This is a genomic window from Citrobacter sp. RHB35-C21 (assembly GCF_013816515.1).
Lineage (GTDB): Bacteria > Pseudomonadota > Gammaproteobacteria > Enterobacterales > Enterobacteriaceae > Citrobacter > Citrobacter braakii.
On record NZ_CP057147.1, the window covers coordinates 4,420,753 to 4,442,191 of the forward strand.

At 51.5% G+C, this 21,439-nt stretch carries 18 protein-coding genes and 3 pseudogenes; 13 read left to right on the forward strand and 8 right to left on the reverse strand.

The window, feature by feature from the left end:
- The first annotated feature begins 1 nt into the window (after position 1).
- Together HVZ39_RS21445 and opgB are read left to right on the forward strand one after the other, a co-directional pair.
- Positions 2-493 carry a DUF2501 domain-containing protein gene (locus HVZ39_RS21445; RefSeq protein WP_016151586.1) on the forward strand — a complete coding sequence of 164 codons (492 nt, stop codon included), beginning with the start codon at positions 2-4 and terminating at the stop codon, positions 491-493.
- 230 nt (positions 494-723) lie between these two features.
- Positions 724-3,015, forward strand: a complete 2,292-nt coding sequence (gene opgB / locus HVZ39_RS21450; protein ID WP_016155622.1) for a phosphatidylglycerol--membrane-oligosaccharide glycerophosphotransferase — start codon at positions 724-726, stop codon at positions 3,013-3,015.
- Between the two features lie 105 nt (positions 3,016-3,120).
- Here opgB and HVZ39_RS21455 read toward each other — a convergent pair whose 3' ends face one another.
- Positions 3,121-4,566 (reverse strand): tagaturonate reductase, encoded by a 1,446-nt coding sequence (locus HVZ39_RS21455; RefSeq protein WP_181632939.1) that lies wholly within the window; start codon positions 4,564-4,566, stop codon positions 3,121-3,123.
- Between the two features lie 13 nt (positions 4,567-4,579).
- Positions 4,580-5,602, reverse strand: a complete 1,023-nt coding sequence (locus HVZ39_RS21460) for a zinc-binding alcohol dehydrogenase family protein (protein ID WP_019078308.1) — start codon at positions 5,600-5,602, stop codon at positions 4,580-4,582.
- Positions 5,603-5,738: 136 nt separating this feature from the next.
- Between HVZ39_RS21460 and HVZ39_RS21465 the strand changes: the two genes are divergently transcribed.
- From HVZ39_RS21465 to HVZ39_RS21475, 3 genes are all read left to right on the forward strand, one after another.
- On the forward strand, positions 5,739-6,653 hold the full coding sequence (locus tag HVZ39_RS21465) for a GntR family transcriptional regulator (protein ID WP_181632940.1): 915 nt from the start codon (positions 5,739-5,741) through the stop codon (positions 6,651-6,653).
- A 211-nt stretch (positions 6,654-6,864) separates the two neighbouring features.
- Entirely contained in the window at positions 6,865-8,226 is a 1,362-nt protein-coding gene (locus tag HVZ39_RS21470) for an MFS transporter (protein WP_181632941.1), read from the forward strand.
- A 52-nt stretch (positions 8,227-8,278) separates the two neighbouring features.
- Positions 8,279-8,794 carry a GNAT family N-acetyltransferase gene (locus tag HVZ39_RS21475; RefSeq protein WP_109017583.1) on the forward strand — a complete coding sequence of 172 codons (516 nt, stop codon included), beginning with the start codon at positions 8,279-8,281 and terminating at the stop codon, positions 8,792-8,794.
- Positions 8,795-8,833: 39 nt separating this feature from the next.
- On the opposite strand, the gene tsr is transcribed toward HVZ39_RS21475, so the two are convergent.
- The gene (tsr, locus tag HVZ39_RS21480; protein WP_181632942.1) at positions 8,834-10,495 is read right to left on the reverse strand and encodes a methyl-accepting chemotaxis protein; all 1,662 of its coding nucleotides are present in this window, start codon (positions 10,493-10,495) and stop codon (positions 8,834-8,836) included.
- Positions 10,496-10,686: 191 nt separating this feature from the next.
- Between tsr and HVZ39_RS21485 the strand changes: the two genes are divergently transcribed.
- From HVZ39_RS21485 to HVZ39_RS21505, 5 genes are all read left to right on the forward strand, one after another.
- Positions 10,687-11,229 (forward strand): hypothetical protein, encoded by a 543-nt coding sequence (locus tag HVZ39_RS21485; RefSeq protein ID WP_016151578.1) that lies wholly within the window; start codon positions 10,687-10,689, stop codon positions 11,227-11,229.
- Positions 11,230-11,518: 289 nt separating this feature from the next.
- Positions 11,519-13,669 carry a pyruvate/proton symporter BtsT gene (gene btsT, locus HVZ39_RS21490; protein ID WP_137361753.1) on the forward strand — a complete coding sequence of 717 codons (2,151 nt, stop codon included), beginning with the start codon at positions 11,519-11,521 and terminating at the stop codon, positions 13,667-13,669.
- Positions 13,670-13,718: 49 nt separating this feature from the next.
- A complete protein-coding gene (locus tag HVZ39_RS21495; protein WP_003830038.1) occupies positions 13,719-13,913 on the forward strand; it encodes a YbdD/YjiX family protein in 195 nt (64 codons plus the stop codon).
- 12 nt (positions 13,914-13,925) lie between these two features.
- Positions 13,926-14,882 (forward strand): GTPase, encoded by a 957-nt coding sequence (gene yjiA, locus HVZ39_RS21500; RefSeq protein ID WP_115191028.1) that lies wholly within the window; start codon positions 13,926-13,928, stop codon positions 14,880-14,882.
- Positions 14,883-15,068: 186 nt separating this feature from the next.
- Positions 15,069-16,916, forward strand: a complete 1,848-nt coding sequence (locus tag HVZ39_RS21505; RefSeq protein ID WP_181632943.1) for an NERD domain-containing protein/DEAD/DEAH box helicase — start codon at positions 15,069-15,071, stop codon at positions 16,914-16,916.
- Positions 16,917-17,223: 307 nt separating this feature from the next.
- Here HVZ39_RS21505 and HVZ39_RS21510 read toward each other — a convergent pair whose 3' ends face one another.
- Both HVZ39_RS21510 and HVZ39_RS21515 read right to left on the reverse strand, forming a co-directional pair.
- The gene (locus HVZ39_RS21510; RefSeq protein ID WP_046275900.1) at positions 17,224-17,526 is read right to left on the reverse strand and encodes a BrnA antitoxin family protein; all 303 of its coding nucleotides are present in this window, start codon (positions 17,524-17,526) and stop codon (positions 17,224-17,226) included.
- Positions 17,513-17,800 carry a BrnT family toxin gene (locus HVZ39_RS21515; RefSeq protein ID WP_049040418.1) on the reverse strand — a complete coding sequence of 96 codons (288 nt, stop codon included), beginning with the start codon at positions 17,798-17,800 and terminating at the stop codon, positions 17,513-17,515. Before HVZ39_RS21515 ends, HVZ39_RS21510 begins: the two co-directional genes overlap by 14 nt.
- A 233-nt stretch (positions 17,801-18,033) precedes the next feature.
- Between HVZ39_RS21515 and HVZ39_RS21520 the strand changes: the two genes are divergently transcribed.
- The 3 genes and pseudogenes from HVZ39_RS21520 to HVZ39_RS21530 form a co-directional block, all read left to right on the forward strand.
- Positions 18,034-19,200, forward strand: a complete 1,167-nt coding sequence (locus HVZ39_RS21520; RefSeq protein WP_019078303.1) for a restriction endonuclease — start codon at positions 18,034-18,036, stop codon at positions 19,198-19,200.
- Between the two features lie 95 nt (positions 19,201-19,295).
- Positions 19,296-19,451 (forward strand): annotated as a pseudogene (locus HVZ39_RS26720) (type I restriction endonuclease subunit R); the annotation flags it as partial.
- Positions 19,432-19,664: pseudogene (locus tag HVZ39_RS21530) on the forward strand (SymE family type I addiction module toxin); the annotation flags it as partial. The pseudogenes HVZ39_RS26720 and HVZ39_RS21530, both read left to right, overlap by 20 nt.
- Positions 19,665-19,809: 145 nt before the next feature.
- On the opposite strand, the pseudogene tssD reads toward HVZ39_RS21530, so the two are convergent.
- The 3 genes and pseudogenes from tssD to HVZ39_RS21545 all read right to left on the reverse strand — a co-directional run bounded on the left by tssD (position 19,810) and on the right by HVZ39_RS21545 (position 21,170).
- Positions 19,810-20,301, reverse strand: a pseudogene (gene tssD / locus HVZ39_RS21535) (type VI secretion system tube protein TssD).
- Positions 20,302-20,808: a hypothetical protein gene (locus tag HVZ39_RS21540; RefSeq protein ID WP_046275904.1), complete on the reverse strand. Its 507-nt coding sequence runs from the start codon at positions 20,806-20,808 to the stop codon at positions 20,302-20,304.
- Entirely contained in the window at positions 20,808-21,170 is a 363-nt protein-coding gene (locus HVZ39_RS21545) for a tlde1 domain-containing protein (RefSeq protein WP_181633716.1), read from the reverse strand. Before HVZ39_RS21545 ends, HVZ39_RS21540 begins: the two co-directional genes overlap by 1 nt.
- Positions 21,171-21,439: the final 269 nt, after the last annotated feature.

The following is a 21,439-nucleotide window of genomic DNA, read 5'->3' on the forward strand; positions in this document are numbered from 1 at the left end:
AATGATGAAAACAACCAAACGTCTGCTGTGCTGTGCGCTTGCCGCCAGCACGCTCATCTCGACCAGCGTTTTCGCCGCCTCCTGGCAGGATTCGCTCTCCAGCGCGGCCAGCGAACTGAGCAAACAAAGCTCCGGCTCGCAGGGCGGCTCGTCGCTCTCTTCCCTGACCAGTCTACTGAATGGCAGCAATCAGTCGCTGACCTCCAGCAGCATGAATAACGCCGCTGGGATCCTGGAATATTGCGCAAAACAGAAACTAGCCTCGGTCACCGACACGCAAAACGTCAAAAACCAGGTGCTGGATAAACTGGGTCTCAGTGCTCCGGAGCAGAAACAAGACACCAACTATATGGACGGCATTCAGGGGCTGCTCAACGCCAAAGATGGTCAACAACTGGACCTGAACACAATTGGCAACAGCTCGCTGGCGAAGCAGGTAAAAACCAAGGCCTGCGATCTGGTGTTAAAACAGGGTATGAACTTCATTTCCTGACGCACGACATGCCGCGTATATCCTGCGCGGCATCAACCTGCTCCCCATAAAATTCACACGTCAAATAATCAGTAAATCCCCCGCAAAAAACACGCATATCTAAACCAATTCTGAATAACAACGTAATTTAATGTCACTACAATTGCAGCAATGCAACATCGCTATTACATTGTGCTTTCCCCAAATCATTAGCCTGCCAGGCGTTTGCCCGGTTTACTGAGGATCGATCGTTGTCAGAACTCATCTCCATCACTCTGTTTCTCGCTTCAGTGCTGATTTACGCCTGGAAAGCGGGTCGCAATACCTGGTGGTTTGCTGCCACGTTAACGGTGCTGGGGATTTTTATTGTCTTGAATATCACGCTGTATGCCAGTGACTATTTCACCGGCGACGGTATCAATGACGCGGTTCTGTACACGCTGACCAACAGCCTGACCGGCGCGGGAATTGGAAAATATATCTTACCTGGTGTCGGGATTGCGCTGGTCCTGACGACCGTTTTTGTCGCTCTCGGCTGGATTCTGCGCCGCCGTCGCCATCATCCGCATCATGTGGGTTACAGTCTGCTGGCCCTGCTGCTGGCGCTGGCCTCCGTAGATGCCAGCCCGGCGTTTCACCAGATAACCGAACTGGTAAAGTCGCAGTCGCGCGATGGCGATCCGGATTTCCCAACCTATTATAAAGAGCCGTCAAAAACGATTCCCAACCCGAAGCTGAATCTGGTTTATATCTATGGCGAAAGCCTCGAGCGCACCTATTTTAACAACGACGCGTTCCCGGATCTGACCCCGGAACTCGGTGCGTTGAAAAACGAAGGTCTGGATTTCAGCAATACCATGCAACTGCCGGGTACCGATTACACCATCGCTGGCATGGTCGCCTCCCAGTGCGGTATTCCGCTGTTTGCGCCGTTTGAAGGCAACGCCTCGGCGTCGGTCTCCAGCTTCTTCCCCAACAATATCTGTCTGGGCGATATCCTGAAAAACTCCGGCTATCAAAACTACTTTGTGCAGGGAGCCAACCTGCGCTTTGCCGGCAAAGACGTGTTCCTGAAATCTCACGGTTTTGATCATCTGTACGGTGCGGAAGAGTTAAAAAGCGTGGTTGCGGACCCGGCCTATCGCAACGACTGGGGCTTCTACGACGATACCGTGCTGGATGAAGCGTGGAAAAAATTCGAAGAGCTTTCACGTTCGGGCCAGCGCTTTTCACTGTTTACGCTGACTGTGGATACCCATCATCCAGATGGATTTATCTCACGTAGCTGCAACCGTAAACGTTATGACATCGACGGGAAGGCCAACCAGTCCTTCAGCGCGGTCAGCTGCAGCCAGGAAAACATTGCCGAATTTATCAATAAGATCAAAGCTTCACCGTGGTTCAAAGATACCGTTATCGTGGTTTCTTCCGATCATCTGGCGATGAACAACACCGCATGGAAGTATCTGAACAAGCAGGATCGCAACAACCTGTTCTTCGTGCTGCGCGGCGACCAGCCACAGCAGGAGACGCTGGCGGTGAAGCGTAACACGATGGATAACGGGGCAACGGTACTGGATATTCTCGGTGGCGATAACTTTATCGGTCTTGGCCGCAGCAGTTTGTCGAGCGAATCCGTGTCGGAAGTGTTCCTGAACATCAAAGAAAAAATGCTGGCGTGGAAGCCCGATATCATCCGCCTGTGGAATTTCCCAAAAGAGATGAAAGAGTTCACCGTCGACCAGGACAAAAACATGATCTCTTTCTCCGGCAGCCATTTCCGCCTGCCGTTGTTGCTGCGCGTATCGGACAAACGCGTCGAGCCGCTGCCGGAAAGCGAATACTCGGCCCCGCTGCGCTTCCAACTGGCAGATTTCGCGCCGCGAGATAACTTTGTCTGGGTTGATCGCTGCTACAAAATGGCGCAGCTATGGGCCCCGGAGTTGGCGCTCTCCACCGACTGGTGCGTATCGCAAGGCCAGTTAGGCGGACAGCAAATCGTGCAGCACGTCGACAAAGCCAAATGGAAAAGTAAAACCGTGTTTAAAGACACGGTGATCGACATGGAGCGCTACAAAGGTAACGTTGATACGCTGAAAATTGTCGATAACGACATTCGCTACAAAGCCGACAGCTTCGTCTTCAACGTGGCAGGCGCGCCGGAAGAGGTTAAACAGTTTAGCGGCATATCACGCCCCGAATCCTGGGGGCGCTGGTCCAATGCGCAGCTCAGCAAAGAGGTGACCATCGAGTACAAGGCCCCGCTGCCGAAGAAATTCGATCTGGTCATTACAGCGAAAGCCTTCGGCGACAACGCCAATCGCCCTATTCCCGTGCGCGTTGGCCACGAGGAACAGACGCTGGTGTTAGGCCATGATGTCACCACCACTACCTTGCATTTTGATAACCCGGCGGATGCCGATACGCTGGTGATTGTCCCACCCGATCCGGTCGCCACTAACGAGGGCAATATTCTCGGCCACTCGCCGCGTAAGCTGGGGATCGGGATGGTTGAAATCAAAGTGGTCGCTCAGGGCTCGTAACATGAAATTGCTGCTGGCGCTTCGCTTATCAGCCTTACAGCCAGCCGCATTTATTGTCTGAAAAAAAACAGCGCCCAACACCACACCGGGCGCTGCATGGCAACTTTATTCCAGACTTTTCACTGCCTGGCGCATACCCTGCACCAGAATCATTTCCAGGTTTGCCGTCACCTGCCCGGCAAGCCCGGGCAGCAACGTCAAATCTTTACCCCAGTGCGCCGCATCGCCGAGCACAGTATCCACCAGTTCACGCAGCGTTAAATCTTTGCCAACTCGCGGCCACAGACTGGCATACAGTCTAACCCACTGCTCATCATCCTGTATCGGATAGCGTTCTCCCTCCCGCTCTGCGCGATAAAACGCCAGCAGCGCCGCGAGGGCGAACGTTAACCGCACGGGCCAGCGCCCATTTTGCTGGCCCGCCAGCAGTTGCGGCAAAATTCGGGTACGGAATTTGGTCATCCCGTTAAGCGCAATGGAAAGCAACTGGTGACGAATGTAGGGGTTTTGAAAACGCCCGCTCACCGCGTCGGCAAATTCACGCAGTTCATCCGCCGGGAGATCCAATACCGGTATAATTTCCTCGCTAATCGCCCGCTCGATAAAGTGACGGACATCGGCATCCTGCATCGCTTCGCCGACGGTCTCCAGACCACACAACCAGGCCACCGGCACCAACGCCGTATGCGCGCCATTGAGAATGGCGACCTTACGCTCTTTGTACGGTTTGATATCGCTCACTACCCGAATGTTCAGCGGGCACTGCGCCAGCTTCAGCTCCTCGGCCAGCCACTGCGGCCCCTGAATCACAAACAGGTAAAAATGCTCCGCGGTATCGAGAAACGCATCGTGATAGCCAAGCGTAGCCTCCAGCGCGGCGGCTTCTTCTCGCGGGTAGCCGGTGACAATGCGGTCGACCAGCGTGGAACAGAAGGTGTTTGCCGTCGCCACCCAGTCGGCAAACGCCGGGGGAAGCTGCCACTCCTGCGCATACTGCAGTACCAGCGTTTTGAGCGCCTCGCCGTTATAGTCGATAAGCTCGCACGGGATAATGACCCAGCCCTTATCCACTGCGCCCTCAAAATGATTAAAACGTTCCAGCAGCAGACGCGTCAGTTTAGCCGGAAAGCTTACCGGCGGCGCATCATCGACCCGGTCTGCCGCGTGATAGCTAATTCCGGCTTCGGTGGTATTTGAAAACACAAAGCGAATATCCGCATTGTGGGCCAGCGCCAGATACGCCGCGAAGTCCTGATACGGATTGATTTCGTTATTCACGGAACGGATAAGCCGCGCCTCGCTCACCGCTTCGCCCTGCGCGTTTAGCCCGCGAATAAGCGTGGTGTACAACCCATCCTGGGTATTCAGCGACGGTGGAAAATCGGTATTGATCGGGCGAACGATGGTCACGCCAGCGTTCAGAAAGGTTTGCTCGTTGAGGATATCCAGTTGCCAGTCGACAAACGCTCGCAGGAAATTCCCTTCACCAAACTGGATCACGCGCGTTGGGTAGCTTGCCCCCGGAAAATCACGTCGATTCAATGTCTTCATCGCATTTACCCTCTCAGAACGTGATCACGCCTTTAATCAGCTCACGGTTGTTAATCACATCCCGTTCGTAGATTTCTGCCAGTGTGGCAAACGCGTAACGGTGCGTGAGCATCATGTCGGCGGTCAGTTTGCCTTCCGACATCAGGCGGCCCACCTTGGCGAAATCTTCCGGTGTGGCGTTGCGACTGCCCATCATGGTGGTCTCTTTCTTGTGGAACTCAGGATCGGAGAACTGCAAATCGCCTTTGAATAGCCCAACGAAAACAATGCTGCCGCCATGGCGAATCAAATTCACCGTGTTGTTCATCGCATGCTGATTGCCCGTGGCATCAATGACCTTTTGCGCCAGCGAACCGCCAAACTGGTCACGCAGTTGCGCATCAAAATCTTCAGCAGACGGATCGATAACCGGGAGCCCCAACCGGGAAACCACATGCTCCCGGCGAGCCGGACTGGTATCGGCGACCACCACCTGTGCGCCATCGGCTTTGGCAATCGCCGCCGCGCCCAGACCAATCGGACCGGCACCGACCACCAGCACCTGCTCACCCGGAGCCACCGCCGCCCGGCGTACCGCATGCGCGCTAATGGCATAAGGCTCAATCAGCGCCGCCGCCTGCGGATCAATTCCCTGCGCATCCAACAGGTTGGTGACCGGTACGGACAGGTATTCGCTGAAGCCGCCATCCTGATGCACGCCAATCACCGAAATCTTCTCGCAGCAGTTAGTGCGCCCGCTCAGACAAGCCGGACACTGCTGGCAGGCCACGTAAGGAATAACCGCCACCTGCTGACCATTTTTCAAATTCTGTATATTTTTGCCCAGCCCAACAATTTCCCCACATATTTCATGACCCAGTACACGTGGATAGCTGAAAAATGGTTGATTGCCGCCCCAGGCATGAATATCGGTACCGCAAATCCCGACTGATTTAATTTTTATTAATGCTTCACCCTCACCCGGAATAGGTATTTCACGCTCTTTCCAGACTAATTTTTTAGGTTCCTGGCAAATCAACGTATTCATCGTAGACATGATTCTGCTCTCCTGTTTTTTGTTGCCTCAGATATCAACGAAAATAAAAAAGCCGGAGAAAGCAGAAACACAATCTGTGAATCCCAGCGCATAAAAATGTTTTAAATCGGGTTTTAATACGCAAAAAGGAGAAGCCATGAGCCGTTCACAGAACTTACGCCACAATGTGATTAACCAGATAATCGATGATATGGCGCGTGGTCATATCCCTTCCCCTCTCCCGTCGCAGAGCGCGCTGGCGGAGATGTACAACATCAGCCGCACCACCGTGCGCCATATGCTGAGCCACTTAGGCGAATGCGGCGTGCTGACCCAGGTCGGCAGCCACTATGTCATCGTACGTAAACCCGACCATGACGACGGTTTTGCCTGTACCACCGCCTCCATGACTGAGCAAAACCGGGTTTTTGAGCAGGCTTTTTTCACCATGATCAACCAGCGTCAGCTACGCGCAGGCGAGAGTTTCTCTGAACTACAGCTTGCCAGAGCTGCAGGGGTCAGCCCGGTGGTGGTGAGAGAATATCTTTTAAAATTCGAACGTTACAATCTGATCAAAAACGAAAAACGCGGCCATTGGAGCATGAAGCAGTTCGATCAGGCCTATGCGGAACAGCTGTTTGAACTCAGAGAGATGCTGGAAACCCATTCCCTGCAGCATTTTCTCAATCTGCCCGACGATGACCCGCGCTGGCTGCAGGCTAAAACACTGCTGGAGCGCCACCGGGTCCTGCGCGACAGCATCGGCAGCAGCTTTCGTATGTTCTCGCAGTTAGACCGTGAGTTTCATGCTTTACTGCTCTCCGCAGCAGATAATATATTTTTTAATCAATCACTTGAAATCATCTCCGTGATTTTCCACTTTCATTATCAGTGGGATGAAAGCGACCTCAAGCAGCGCAATATCATTGCCATTGATGAGCATATGACCATCCTCAGCGCACTGATTTGCCGCAGCGACCTGGATGCCACCCTGGCGCTCTGTAACCATTTGAATTCAGCCAAACAATCGATGATTCGCTCCATCAACCAAAGCCATAGCGCCGCACATTAAGTACCGATAAAAAACAGCAAACCATTACCGGGAGCACGATTTTATAAAAATAAAAACGCCGGAAAAATACCGCTTGCCTATGCTCACGCTAAGTCGACTGCATTAAAAACTTTTGTGAGCGGTGATGAGCAAATTGATTCATCACTGGTATTTTTCAATACTGCACAGCCCGGCTGTGTGAAAATAAATTATTGAGGTTCAGGAGTCCGGCGTGGAAAAAAATAATATTACCCTCGACCCGAGTTCTTCGTTTGGCACATCGTCATCTGCGGATATTAACCTTCCGCCTGAGGGCATGGTGCAACGCAGTAGCCGAATAAAACGTATTCAGACCACAGCAATGATTTTATTATTTTTTGCTGCGGTGATTAATTATCTCGACCGCAGTTCACTGTCGGTCGCCAACTTAACGATTCGTGAAGAACTGGGGCTGAGCGCCACGCAAATCGGCGTACTGCTGTCAGTGTTTTCTCTCGCTTACGGTATTGCACAGCTGCCCTGCGGCCCGCTGCTGGATCGCAAAGGTCCGCGCATTATGCTGGGGCTGGGGATGTTCTTCTGGTCGCTGTTTCAGGCGATGTCTGGCATGGTTCACAGCTTCACTCAGTTTGTGCTTGTGCGTATCGGGATGGGGATAGGCGAAGCGCCCATGAACCCGTGCGGCGTAAAGGTCATCAACGACTGGTTTAACATCAAAGAGCGCGGTCGCCCAATGGGGTTATTCAACGCCGCTTCCACCATCGGTGTTGCCATTAGCCCGCCGATTCTGGCTGCCATGATGCTGGTGATGGGCTGGCGTTGGATGTTTATTACCATCGGCGTGCTGGGTATTTTCCTCGCCATCGGCTGGTACATGCTGTATCGCAACCGCGAGCAGATTGCGCTGAGCGCTACTGAACAAGCATATCTGAACGCCGGTAGCGTCAATGCCCGCCGCGATCCGCTGAGCTTTGCCGAATGGCGCAGCCTGTTCCGCAACCGCACTATGTGGGGCATGATGCTGGGCTTTAGCGGCATCAACTACACCGCGTGGTTATATCTGGCGTGGCTGCCAGGCTACCTGCAAACCTCCTACAACCTGGATTTAAAAAGCACCGGATTAATGGCGGCGATCCCATTCTTGTTTGGCGCAGCCGGCATGTTAATTAACGGTTTTGTCACCGACTGGCTGGTGAAAGGCGGTATGGCACCGATTAAGAGCCGTAAGATTTGTATTATCGCCGGGATGTTCTGTTCTGCGGCCTTCACTTTCATCGTGCCGCAGGCCACAACGTCGATGGCCGCCGTATTACTGATCGGTATGGCGCTGTTCTGTATCCACTTCGCCGGCACCTCGTGCTGGGGCCTGATCCACGTAGCCGTCGCCTCACGCATGACCGCCTCCGTGGGCAGTATCCAGAACTTTGCCAGCTTTATCTGCGCGTCGTTTGCACCAATCGTCACCGGATTTATTGTTGATACCACCAACTCTTTCCGTCTGGCGCTGATCATCTGTGGCTGCGTCACCATGGTGGGAGCCCTCGCCTACATCTTCCTGGTGCGCCAACCCATCAGCGATCCGCGTAAAGATTAATCCTCATGATGCCCGATAACACCGCGCTTATCGGGCATGTTATGCTCGACAAATGAACATCACCTTACGCTCCACCACTCTGGCAGAAACTGCCGCTCTTCCCGCCATCGAACGATCTGCGGGGCAACGTTTTTTACTCATCCCCGAACTGGCGTGGATTGCTGACGACCAGACTATATCGGTTGACCAGCATCGGGCATTTGCCGCTGCTGGCATGAGCTGGCTGGCGCAGGTCGACGAGCATCCGGTCGGTTTTTTAGTTGCCGAAACACTGGGGTCATCGCTGTTTATTGCTGAACTTTCACTGCATCTGGAGTGGCAGGGAAAAGGTATTGGTCGCAGATTGATTGGCTATGTTGCCGAACAGGCGCGCGAGAAAGGTTATACATCGCTCACGCTGACCACCTTTCGCGATGTGCCGTGGAATGCGCCATTGTACGCACGATTGGGGTTTGAAATGCTGGCTGACGAGACGCTTCCTGCACTGCTGCGCCAGAAAAGAGAAGACGAAGCGGCGCACGGGCAGACGTACGAACTACGCTGCGCCATGCGCCTGATGCTGCGTTAATTGCCCGCGGGCGGCTACGCCTTATCGGACATTACCAACTTAGAACGTTTCCCAGTTATCCCCGGCATCCGTTACCGCAGCTTTACGCGGATGGACTGTTGAAACCGGTTTAGCGGCAGCAACGTCACGCGCGCGCTGTTGGTCATGCTGAATACGGAACACGGCAACGGCCTGGGTCAGACGACTAGCCTGCTCTTCCAGCGCCGCAGCGGCGGCGGCGGATTCTTCCACCAGCGAGGCGTTCTGCTGCGTCACACGATCCATCTCTGCAACGGCCAGACCGACCTGGTCGATACCGCGGCTCTGTTCATCAGAAGCAGAGGCAATTTCACCCATGATATCGGTCACGCGGGTTACCGCATTGACGATCTCATCCATGGTTTCACCAGCGCTTTCTACCAGCGTTGAACCCACATCCACACGGCTGACCGAGTCTTCAATCAGGCTCTTGATCTCGCGCGCGGCCTGCGCACTACGCTGGGCCAGGTTACGAACTTCACCCGCAACCACAGCAAAACCACGGCCCTGCTCGCCCGCACGCGCGGCTTCTACCGCGGCGTTGAGCGCCAGAATATTGGTCTGGAAGGCAATGCCGTCGATGACGCTGATAATGTCGGCGATTTTCTGCGAACTGGAAGCGATGTCGCGCATGGTTTGCACCACGTTATCCACCACTTTGCCGCCTTTTTGCGCGGTTTCAGAAGCACTTAGGGCCAGATGGCTGGCCTGACGCGCGTTTTCGGCGTTCTGCTTCACGGTCGCCGTCAGCTGTTCCATGCTGGCTGCGGTTTCTTCCAGAGATGCAGCCTGCTGCTCGGTACGCGAGGAGAGATCGTTATTGCCCATCGCAATCTCGCTGGCCCCGCTGTAAATCGCGTTGGCACCGTTACGCACATCACCCACGGTGTTCATCAGCTCACCCTGCATATGACGCAGGCTTTCCGCCAGTTGGCCAATCTCGTTGGAACCTTCCACCTCAATACGCTTCACCAGGTCGCCGCTGGCGATATGACGAATGCTGTCGATCAGACGGTTCATTGGGGAGATAAGAGTCAGTTTGATGCCGAACCAGACCGCAATAATTGCCGCCAGTACGGTAATCAGCACACAGACCAGTACCCACATCGCCTGACTGTAAGAGCTGTTGTTATCTGCTACCGCAATGTCATACAGGCGATCGTTCTGCTGCATGTAGTTGATGTATGTCTTCTCAAAACCATCCTGATAGCTCTGCGTGGGTTGATCAAAGAACGCGTTGATCTTCCCGTCACCCAGTAACTGGATCAGCTCCGCCAGCGCGCCGTGATAGATGTCATAGGTGCGGTTGATCTCCTGGAACGCGGCTTCACTTTGACGCGGATCGCGCGGGAGCGACTCGTAAATCGCCCAGTTTTTTTCCGTCAGTTTCAGCGCCGTGCTGGCTACCTGCATCAGCTCAGCAACGGTCGCACCGCTGCCGATATTGCTCTGATCCATCATGTAGCGAATACCCGCCCGGTTCAGGGTATTACGCGTTTGCAGCAGCTCAACCCAGGTGGCGTTCAGCGCAGACTGTTGCTGGCGAATGGTTTGCAGAACGGTAAAGTTCTCTTTGTCATTCTTAAGTGAGTTAAAAAACAAGCCGCCGGAGGCGAGCTGTAAAAGGCCAAATAGCGCCAATACCAGCAGTAAGCTGGTAACAATCTTCATTCGTTTTAACATGTTTTCTCTTTCCGCTAGACAGATACTCTGGTTTTCGGCCTGGAAAGAGAAAACTTTATGGTGTCAGCAATTGCCACAGAATTATCGTTTTCACATTAAATCCCGTTCCCTATGACAAATTACGCAAAAAATTTGTCGTTCTGTTGCGCCTTAGGTGTAGGATTCCCGTTTTTTAAGAAAAGGATGCTTCTATGTTGAATCGCGATTTTGATCACCTATCCACTCTCGCACACCACTTTTTTGAACGTGAAGATGTTCGTCAAAAGCTCAATATCATCGATCAGTACAACATCTCCGGTTGGGAAGTATGGATGCAAATAGAATTTGCCAATCTGTTGGCTTCGACGGGTCATGAATGGTGGCGTGAACAGACCCTCGCTTGCGATCTGCGGAAAAATCCACAGCGTTTGTCTGTGCGTGCAGATTTCTTATTGCGGAAAAAAGGCTGGACGCAGGACAGCTACATTGCGCTTGAGCTCAAGCAGAACCAGGATCCGACAAGCTGCGTCAGAAATATGATTGCGGATTTGGTTAAAAGCGCAAAAATCAAACGTTCGGAATTAGAGCTGCGTAGCTTCTGGACGTTAGGAGTAACGCCCCGCATAGACAAAGAGCGCCTCGATGAACTGATTGACTATTATCTGGATGAAAAATATTACCTGACTAAATCACGTAAGAAACATGTGTTGCTTAAAGACATCGAACAAACGCCTTACTGTTATATCGTGATCTAAGTATCTCAGTGAGATGCTTCGTCAGTTGGAAAACACGGCATGTAGATGGGCGAACGCTATAATGCCGTGATCTCAATCACATAAATTCCCCCACTCTCCCCCATTGCTTACCGCTCACTGACACTTGGGACCGCTTAAGCTGACATACAACCGCTCACTTATTTACCTTACTTTACGCGCGTATTTCTCTGGCAAGATCCCCCCAACATAGCAGTCAATTTACCTCCTCAAACACAAGATCAAACCCACGCGGCTTCGGCCAATTATTAATTAGATACCAGGTTTTACTATGGATACGAAAAAGATATTCAAGCACATACCCTGGGTGATTCTCGGAATCATCGGTGCATTCTGCCTCTCGGTAGTGGCATTACGTCGGGGTGAGCACATCAGTGCCCTGTGGATCGTGGTCGCCTCAGTTTCTGTTTATCTGGTGGCCTATCGTTACTACAGTCTGTACATCGCCCAAAAGGTGATGAAACTTGACCCGACGCGTGCCACGCCGGCGGTCATCAACAATGACGGCCTGAACTACGTTCCAACCAACCGTAACGTATTGTTTGGCCACCACTTTGCCGCTATCGCAGGTGCGGGTCCGCTGGTTGGGCCGGTACTGGCCGCGCAGATGGGCTATCTGCCCGGTACGCTGTGGCTGCTGGCGGGTGTCGTGCTGGCCGGTGCGGTGCAGGACTTCATGGTGCTGTTTATCTCTTCACGCCGTAACGGCGCATCGCTGGGTGAGATGATCAAAGAAGAGATGGGCCCGATCCCGGGAACCATTGCGCTGTTCGGCTGCTTCTTAATCATGATCATCATCCTTGCGGTACTGGCGCTGATCGTGGTGAAAGCGCTGGCTGAAAGCCCGTGGGGGGTGTTCACCGTCTGCTCAACCGTACCTATCGCGCTATTCATGGGGATCTACATGCGATTCCTGCGACCGGGTCGTGTGGGCGAAGTGTCGGTGATTGGTATTGTGCTGCTGGTTGCGTCTATCTACTTCGGCGGCGTGATTGCTCACGACCCGTACTGGGGCCCGGCGCTGACCTTTAAAGACACCACCATTACCTTTACCCTGATCGGCTACGCGTTTATCTCTGCGCTGCTGCCAGTATGGCTGATCCTCGCGCCGCGCGACTATCTGGCTACCTTCCTGAAAATCGGCGTTATCGTCGGTCTGGCGGTGGGGATTGTTATCCTCAACCCGGAACTGAAAATGCCGGCGATGACTCAGTACGTTGATGGTACTGGCCCGCTGTGGAAAGGCGCTCTGTTCCCGTTCCTGTTCATCACCATCGCGTGTGGTGCGGTCTCTGGCTTCCACGCGCTGATCGCTTCTGGTACCACACCGAAGCTGCTGGCCTGTGAAACCGACGCGCGCTTTATCGGTTACGGCGCCATGCTGATGGAATCCTTCGTGGCGATTATGGCGCTGGTTGCCGCGTCCATCATCGAACCGGGTCTGTACTTCGCAATGAACACCCCGCCAGCAGGCCTTGGCATCACCATGCCGAACCTGCATGAAATGAGCGGCGAGAACGCCCCGCTGATTATGGCGCAGTTGAAAGACGTAACCGCACATGCGGCGGCGACCGTCAGCTCCTGGGGCTTCGTCATTTCGCCTGAGCAGATCCTGCAGACCGCGAAAGACATCGGTGAACCGTCCGTTCTGAACCGCGCAGGTGGCGCGCCGACGCTGGCCGTTGGTATCGCTCACGTGTTCCACAAAGTGCTGCCAATGGCTGATATGGGCTTCTGGTACCACTTCGGTATTCTGTTTGAAGCGCTGTTCATCCTGACCGCGCTGGATGCCGGTACCCGTTCTGGCCGCTTTATGCTGCAGGATTTACTGGGGAACTTCGTTCCGTTCCTGAAGAAAACCGACTCTCTGGTTGCGGGTATCATCGGTACTGCGGGCTGCGTTGGCCTGTGGGGTTACCTGTTGTATCAAGGCGTTGTTGACCCGCTGGGCGGCGTTAAGAGCCTGTGGCCGCTGTTCGGTATCTCTAACCAGATGCTGGCTGCCGTGGCGCTGGTTCTGGGCACCGTGGTACTGGTTAAAATGCAGCGCACCAAATACATCTGGGTTACCGTTGTTCCGGCAGTATGGCTGCTTATCTGCACCACCTGGGCGCTGGGTCTGAAACTGTTCAGCACCAACCCGCAGATGGAAGGCTTCTTCTTCATGGCGAATCAGTACAAAGAGAAGATTGCTAACGGCGGCGAACTGACCGCTCAGCAGATTGCCAACATGAACCACATCGTCATCAACAACTACACCAACGCAGGCCTGAGTATTCTGTTCCTGGTGGTGGTGTACAGCATCATTTTCTACGGGTTCCGTACCTGGCAGAAAGCCCGCGCCATCAACGGTCGCTCTGATAAAGAGACGCCGTATGTACCGGTGCCGGAAGGCGGCGTGAAGACCTCTTCACATCACTAACCGTATTCAGCCCCGCTTCGGCGGGGCTTTTCGCTTATCAGGATTGTTTATGTTTGGTACTTTAGGTCAGGCAAAAAAATACCTCGGTCAGGCGGCAAAGATGCTGATTGGCATTCCGGACTACGACAACTACGTCGAGCACATGAAGACCAACCATCCCGATAAGCCGTACATGACCTACGAAGAATTCTTCCGCGAGCGCCAGGAAGCCCGCTACGGTAGCGGCGGAAGCAGTTGCTGTTAGAAGGAGAAATGAATGACCCCGATTGCAGTTACCCTACTCACCGGTTTTCTTGGCGCGGGTAAAACCACCCTGCTGCGCCATATTCTCAACGAGCAGCACGGCTATAAGATTGCCGTTATCGAAAACGAATTCGGCGAAGTCTCGGTGGACGATCAGCTGATTGGCGACCGCGCCACGCAGATCAAAACCCTGACCAACGGCTGCATTTGCTGTACACGCTCCAGTGAGCTGGAAGACGCACTGTTAGATCTGCTCGACAACCTCGACAAAGGCGCCATCCATTTCGACCGTTTGGTGATCGAGTGCACCGGCATGGCCGACCCCGGCCCGATTATCCAGACCTTTTTCTCCCATGAAGTGATTTGCGAACGCTACCTGTTGGACGGTGTGATTGCGCTGGTTGACGCGGTACATGCCGACGAGCAGATGAACCAGTTCACCATCGCCCAGTCGCAGGTGGGCTACGCTGACCGCATCCTGCTGACCAAAACCGACGTGGCGGGTGAAAGCGAGAAACTGCGTGAGCGCCTGGCGCGCATCAACGCCCGCGCCCCGGTGTATACCGTCACGCATGGTGATATCGACCTCTCCTTGCTGTTCGATACCAACGGTTTCATGCTCGAGGAGAACGTGGTCAGCGCCAAACCACGCTTCCACTTTATCGCCGACAAGCAAAATGATATCTCCTCGATCGTCGTCGAGCTGGATTACCCGGTAAACATCAGTGACGTGTCGCGGGTAATGGAAAATCTGCTGCTGGAATCCGCCGAGAAGCTGCTGCGCTACAAAGGCATGCTGTGGATTGACGGCGAGCCAAACCGCCTGCTGTTCCAGGGCGTTCAGCGTCTGTACAGCGCCGACTGGGACCGACCGTGGGGCGATGAACAACCGCACAGCCTGCTGGTGTTTATCGGCATTAACCTGCCGGAAGACGAGATCAGAGCCGCGTTTGCGGGATTGAAGAAGTAAACAGCCGCTCCCTTTTATTTGTGAAAGGGAGCAAATATCTCTGAAACAAATATCTCGCATCACGCTTTCTGTTTGTAATATTGTCTGTTAATGTCATTACCCATGATGAATTCATGTTTTTATTAATATCTCTCGGAATATTAATTTAACATATTTATATAATTTTCATGAATTGGTAGGCGTAACATGGCAATCATTATTCCCACAATAAGCAGTTGTAGCGAGAAAATTACTGCCGGCGAAAAAAGACTGGCAAGACTTCTTGAGGGGGGACTCAGCGAACAGTGTACCTGCTGGTATGACACCCGAATGGGAGACAAGCAAGAGCATCCGGATTTTGTAATTCTAACCCCCGAAAAAGGTTTGTTATTTATAGAAGTAAAAGACTGGTTTATTACAAAAATTAAATCTGCCAACAAATCACATATTCATTATGAAACTAAAGACGGCATTCAACCGTTCAAGAATCCACTCGAACAGGTTCGTCAATATACCTTTCACACTATCAATAGCCTAAAAAAAGATCCGCTGCTTCGCCAGCAACAAGGAGATTATGAAGGCAGCTTTATTATGCCGTATGGATTTGGTGTTTATTTGAGCAATATCACCCGAGCACAGCTAGAAAAGAGTTTTCCACCCGAAGCGATAAATGAACTATTCCCAGCCAGCCAGGTTATTTGCAAAGACGAACTCAGCGAGTTTATGACCAAGGAACAAATCTCTGCCCGGCTCGAATCCCTTCTCAGACATAACTACGCTCATCACACTACACCACAGCAACTCGACCGTATCCGATGGCATCTATATCCCGATGTACGCATTAACGCATCCGTTACGCAGGTTGATCTGAACAATTTTACGTTCCACACCCCCGATGTGGTTTGCATGATGGACAGGAACCAGGAACAACTCGCCAGAAGCATGGGTGCAGGACACCGTGTTATTCATGGCGTGGCAGGATCCGGTAAAACGCTCATTTTGCACCACCGTTGTATTGAGCTTGCCAACAATATTGAAAACACCAAGCCGATCCTGGTGATTTGCTACAACATCACGCTGGCCAAAAAACTCAAATCACAGCTTGAGCAGCACACTTTAAGACTTCCCGTCGAAGTCATCCATTTTCATGCCTGGTGTTATCAACAGTTAAATGCACATCATTGTCTTCCGCCGAAAAGCAAAAACTTTATTGAGCTGATGGAAAATGCACTGACGGTGACATTTGAAGAGGGGATTATAAAACCGGAGCAATACAGCGCAGTCCTAATAGACGAGGGACACGATTTTAAACCGGAGTGGCTGAGAATACTCGCACGTATGCCAGACAACAAAGATAACTCCCTTCTTTTCCTCTACGATGACGCCCAGTCTATCTACCAGAAAAAGAAAGCCCTCGACTTCACACTCTCTAGTGTCAATATTAAGGCCCTCGGCCGCACTACGATCCTGAATACCAACTATCGTAATACCCGGCAAATACTCCATTTTGCCAGCAACATTGCCTTTAATTATCTCAATAATCACATTGAAGAGGCGCTCAAATACCAGCAACCCGATGCTGGAGGCTTGTCCGGCACTTACCCGGCACTGGCCAGCTTTGATAATCAGGACGAGGAGATTACTCACGTGCTCGATTGGGTGACAAAGCAGCGACAACAAGGTATTGCATGGTCAGAGATCGCCATACTTTGCCCTTCAACATACAGCATTTCGGGGATGCTGGGGCCACGTCTCGCGGCGCGTAGCATCCCCTACCAAATGATTGTGACCAGCGATGACAAAAAGCACTGGTCGCCGCAAAATGATCTCCTTTGTGTAATGCCTTTACCAAGCAGTAAGGGGCTTGAATTTCACTCAGTGGCTATTATGGATGCCGCAAAGGAAAGGGATGAGGAAGATATGAGTGACGACATCAAGCGTCTGTATGTCGGATTTACCCGCGCGCGCCAGAATCTTTTGGTGACAATGCACGGAACAGGGAGCTTGCGCGACCATCTTATCAACACCTACGAAAATAGCGCAAAGGTGATCTAACGGAGCCACGCCAGGAATCCGTAAACATTCCCCTCTCCCTACAGCGGAGAGGGGCGAATCCTATTTCAACACGCCCTGCTGCGTTACAACCCACTGTTCACTGGTGGTAATCGGTTTGTCATCTCGGCATGATGCCGCAGGTGTTCCACTAATTTGACAGCTGCGGTTATTTTAGCGGAGAACCGCAGCAGAAATAACCTCGCAGATGCCCGGTGGCGCTACACTTATGGGGCCTGGAAATTCTGCTTCCCGTAGACCGGATCAGGCACAGCCGCTATCCGGCACTCACAGTCCCTGCATATTCTGACTATTTCTTGTTTTGCTCGCGCAGCATAGCTTCGCGCAAAATGGCATTGAGACGCGTCTGGTAACCCTTCCCGGGGCGCTTCAGCCATTCCATCACATCGGCATCAATGCGTACCGACGCCTGCGTTTTCAACGGACGGAAAAACTTACCGCGATGAGCTTCTGACCACAGCTCATCCTCGGTCACGGGAATGTCGCTGTAATCAATATCATCGTCCGGTTTATTCGCCAGCGCCTTCAGTTCAGCCTCATGCTGAGCACTCAGCGCGGATACGCTGCCGCGTTTATGTTTAACTATGTTCATAACGACTCCTCTCTTTACGATCTGCCTTTCTGGCGCTGATGATACGAATGACTTCAAAGCCACTTTCAAACCTAACGCTATGGGCAACCAGAATAACCACAATGCCATGAACAAGACCGATGGTCTGCCAGCGATACTCACCGTTCTCATACCTATCCTGCCGCGACAGGTGTTGGGGATCGTCGAAAACCAATATAGCGTCCTCAAAGCGAACACCATGTTTACGGTGGTTACTTTGTGCCTTGTTTGCATCCCACTCAAACTCCATTGGCATGTATTTCATCCCTAATTGTATATACAAAAATGTATCTACAATTATCTTATGATTATAGCGAAATTGTTGGAAATAACATCACATTTTGCTTTTAATAGAGTGAAGTTAGTAGGCCCGATAAGGCGCAGCCGCCATCCGGCACTGGCAGTTTTCATTCCGATAAGTGATTCATCCCATGGAATTTTTCATCTGGTATGGCAAGCTATTGCCATTGCACTCGTTAAGGGACCAACGTGAAAAAGTACAAAGTGATTACCCCGCTTTTTCCAACTTATGATCAGACCCGAGCCATGATGAATGCCGTGGCTGGATGTTCAGTCAAAGCGGTGCGTAATATGATCACCGCCATTCAGGAGCAAACGGGTACGCCACAAAACCCGGTTGACTGGTCAGAGCCGGATAACTGGATTAAAGAACGGCTCAGCGGCGAAGATGCCAAAATAGCCTGGCAGATCTGGAAGATGGATAACCATATTCTCAACCCTCGCCACAGCTATGGCTGCTACATGTTTATCAATAACCCTTTGTTCGATCTTATGCAGACCCACGAAGACGGCGGCTGGTACCCCAGCGAACAGGGGCGATTATTTCTGGATAACGATGAAGCCACACTGCGTAAACTCGACGATACAGAAGGCATGTTGCAACTACTGGAACTGCTCGCCGGCCGGGAGCAGGCCAGACGCGCTGATCTGCTACCCGAGTGGCAGGCATTCTTACATCAGCACTCAAAATTTGCCTCCCCCAGTTCAGTCAAAACTACGCTCTACGCCCGGCTGTACAACCTGGTCGAGCGCGATCTGGTAGCCCGTGAAGGGATGAGCTACAAAATTACCGAGGCTGGCCGAAAATGGCTCGGTAAGGCACTGCCTGAACGTCGAACCGATCCACGTAAGGAGTTGCTGGATGCGGTAAAACGCTATAACCAGCAGCAAAAAGAGCTATTGCGCGACCAGCTCTCCACTATGAATCCGTACAAATTTGAACATCTGGTGGCTCAGCTACTTGAAACAATGGGCTACGAGCAGGTTGAAGTGACCAAAGCCTCCGGCGATAAAGGCGTGGATGTGATTGGTAAGGTTCAGGTGGGCATCACCACCATTACCGAAGTGGTGCAGGTAAAACGGATGCAGAACACCATCACGCGCCCGTATATCGACCAGCTACGCGGCGCACTGCCTTACCACAAAGCCATTCGCGGCACGCTGATCACTACCGGCAAGTTTGCCGCCAAATGCGCGGAAGCAGCGCTGTTCCCAGGCGCCGCGCCGATTACCTTAATCGACGGCGATCGCCTGCTGGAGCTGTTGATTGAAAACAACGTCGGCATTCGACGCAGCAACGCAGTGGAATTGCTGGATGTGGATTTACAGCTGTTTGATGAGCTGGAGATTGAATAACGTGCCAGACGCTGTAGCACAGCCATTTCTGTTCATGGCTTGCATAACAATATTGTGTAAAATCAGAGCAATCCCATTATCGGTAGAGAACGGACATGGCTGACCTGAACCTGAGTACCCTGACGGAAGCAGACATCATCACCAAACGCGTAATGCCCGCCATCCTTGACGCTGGCTGGAACGACACAACGCAAATCAGACAAGAGGTCAAACTCCGGGACGGCAAGGTCATCGTACGCGGCAAAGTCGCGTTATCCGGATTACACGCATGTTCCGACAATTATTATGAAAGGCCAGTGGCTGGAGGCAGCCGGTTTCACCACCGGCTGCAAATTCGATGCCAGAGTGATACCCGGCTGCATTGTGCTGACGGCCAAGCTGCCGGAGCCGGAAGAACTAGCGTTATTACATTCGCTGCGTCGGGTGTGCAAGCTGTCCGCACGTAAGCAACTAAGCAACAGTAGGTGCAGGAGTTTATCGACGTAATTTCGGCGAAACCTGTCAGGCAGAAATAACCGCCCGGATGCCAGACAGCGCTCATGAGTATAAGCGCCGTGTATTGATTGCATTACAGCTCTGGGTAACATCATTTTATCCGGAGCCGTTTACTCAAGACCCTAAGCGATAATCCCAATCATCATAGTGGACTATATTCCCATCATGATAGTGCCAGGTAATCTTCTTGTAACGGAGCTGAGCAAGTTCAAGATGGGTCTGTTTTTCGTAATAAGGATCTTTAACATCGTGCATCAGTGAAAAAAGCGTAACGACTTTCACATTTTCCAGGGTTATCGTAAAATAGACCTCTTCCTGACCAGCATAATTTATTCGATAGAGGTCAATAACCGCTTTCCTTAATGTTTCTCCGGTACTTAATGTTTTTTACAAAAGCACACTAGAAGCATCAATTTCCTTTTCAATTAAAAATGGACGATGTTGGCGTTTATTCAACACCCTCCCATTATGCAAATCAGAGTTGTAGCTCACATTATGATACAGACCTAAAATCTCGATCTGATTTTCACGGTCTTTTACCATTACACTACCTTTGATAATATTTCCAGCATCATCGATTAATGACATATACCCGGGGATAGCCATTTATAAATCCTTGTTAAATGGAATAGAATTCTCAACACTATTGATCATAACCGCAATACACCGCTTCCCTTCTGTCGTTTTGACCTTATACATTTCCCTGATGGAATTAACAAATAGCTTATTCATTTCTTCTTCTGACTCAGGGTAAGAGGTAAATGCGCATATCTGCTCAATATTCAGCAATGGTCTGTTATCGTTGAGGATAGCCAGAACACCGACTGGGTTATGTGGAATGGCTTCAGAGACCGCCCCCTGTAAATCTTCCGCCGTACTGGCATCCACTCCGAATTCAAGAGCACTTGCTACCGTTAACCAGTCATTATTACCTTTGCTAATTTCAGGAATAATATGGTTCCACCATTCTGACTCACTGTCATCATAAAGTTCGTGTACAACGGTATTTGCTCCTTTTTCATTTATCATCTGCAGAAGCTGTGCTGCAGTATGCACTGCAGCACAGGGAGCACCCGAAAGAATAAATAGAAAGGAGATAAAAATAAATTTCATTATCTTACCACCAAAATTGTGTCACCCGAATCGTAAATGGTTTGGCGCTTATCTTGTCCATTCATAATGATACATCCTGCAGATGCCGTTCCCGGTGGCTGCCCTTTTTTATCACCATGAATTTCGAAATGATCTCTGCCAAAAGTATTTGTCCCTGCAATAGGTTCGAGGATAATAGCGGAGGGATTTTTATGATTATTCCATCCAGCAATAAAATAAACGCCTCGTGGAATGGGGCCCTTGTTACGTATGTGTTCACAGTTCGGTTTATCCTTTGATTCACCAGCACCACTGTAGCAATAAGCAATTAATTTACCGTTATGGCTCAGTATACCTGTCGATACTTTATATTCCCATGTCATATGATTTACATCCTTTAAAATATAATAATTATGCTTATCATATTTAATTGTAAAATTAAATATGTTCATAAAGTCACAATTATTAAAATTCAAAATATTTATAATTCATACATCTTTATTTCTCGAACAAATAACTCGTATTCTGAATAATTAGATAACGGGGAAGCAGCAGGCAATCTGAAAACACCCGGTGGCACGACGCTTACCGGGTCTACAAATTCTGCGTCTCATAGGCCGGATAAGGCGCAGCCGCCATCCGGCATTCACTC

Bases quoted from the DNA above. Each gene is read 5' to 3' on its own strand.
- HVZ39_RS21445 (WP_016151586.1), top strand. From the start codon at position 2: ATGATGAAAACAACCAAACGTCTGCTGTGCTGTGCGCTTGCCGCCAGC.
- HVZ39_RS21455 (WP_181632939.1), bottom strand. From the start codon at position 4,566: ATGAAGACATTGAATCGACGTGATTTTCCGGGGGCAAGCTACCCAACG.
- HVZ39_RS21460 (WP_019078308.1), bottom strand. From the start codon at position 5,602: ATGTCTACGATGAATACGTTGATTTGCCAGGAACCTAAAAAATTAGTC.
- HVZ39_RS21465 (WP_181632940.1), top strand. From the start codon at position 5,739: ATGAGCCGTTCACAGAACTTACGCCACAATGTGATTAACCAGATAATC.
- HVZ39_RS21475 (WP_109017583.1), top strand. From the start codon at position 8,279: ATGAACATCACCTTACGCTCCACCACTCTGGCAGAAACTGCCGCTCTT.
- tsr (WP_181632942.1), bottom strand. From the start codon at position 10,495: ATGTTAAAACGAATGAAGATTGTTACCAGCTTACTGCTGGTATTGGCG.
- HVZ39_RS21485 (WP_016151578.1), top strand. From the start codon at position 10,687: ATGTTGAATCGCGATTTTGATCACCTATCCACTCTCGCACACCACTTT.
- btsT (WP_137361753.1), top strand. From the start codon at position 11,519: ATGGATACGAAAAAGATATTCAAGCACATACCCTGGGTGATTCTCGGA.
- HVZ39_RS21495 (WP_003830038.1), top strand. From the start codon at position 13,719: ATGTTTGGTACTTTAGGTCAGGCAAAAAAATACCTCGGTCAGGCGGCA.
- yjiA (WP_115191028.1), top strand. From the start codon at position 13,926: ATGACCCCGATTGCAGTTACCCTACTCACCGGTTTTCTTGGCGCGGGT.
- HVZ39_RS21505 (WP_181632943.1), top strand. From the start codon at position 15,069: ATGGCAATCATTATTCCCACAATAAGCAGTTGTAGCGAGAAAATTACT.
- HVZ39_RS21510 (WP_046275900.1), bottom strand. From the start codon at position 17,526: ATGAACATAGTTAAACATAAACGCGGCAGCGTATCCGCGCTGAGTGCT.
- HVZ39_RS21515 (WP_049040418.1), bottom strand. From the start codon at position 17,800: ATGCCAATGGAGTTTGAGTGGGATGCAAACAAGGCACAAAGTAACCAC.
- HVZ39_RS21540 (WP_046275904.1), bottom strand. From the start codon at position 20,808: ATGAAATTTATTTTTATCTCCTTTCTATTTATTCTTTCGGGTGCTCCC.
- HVZ39_RS21545 (WP_181633716.1), bottom strand. From the start codon at position 21,170: ATGACATGGGAATATAAAGTATCGACAGGTATACTGAGCCATAACGGT.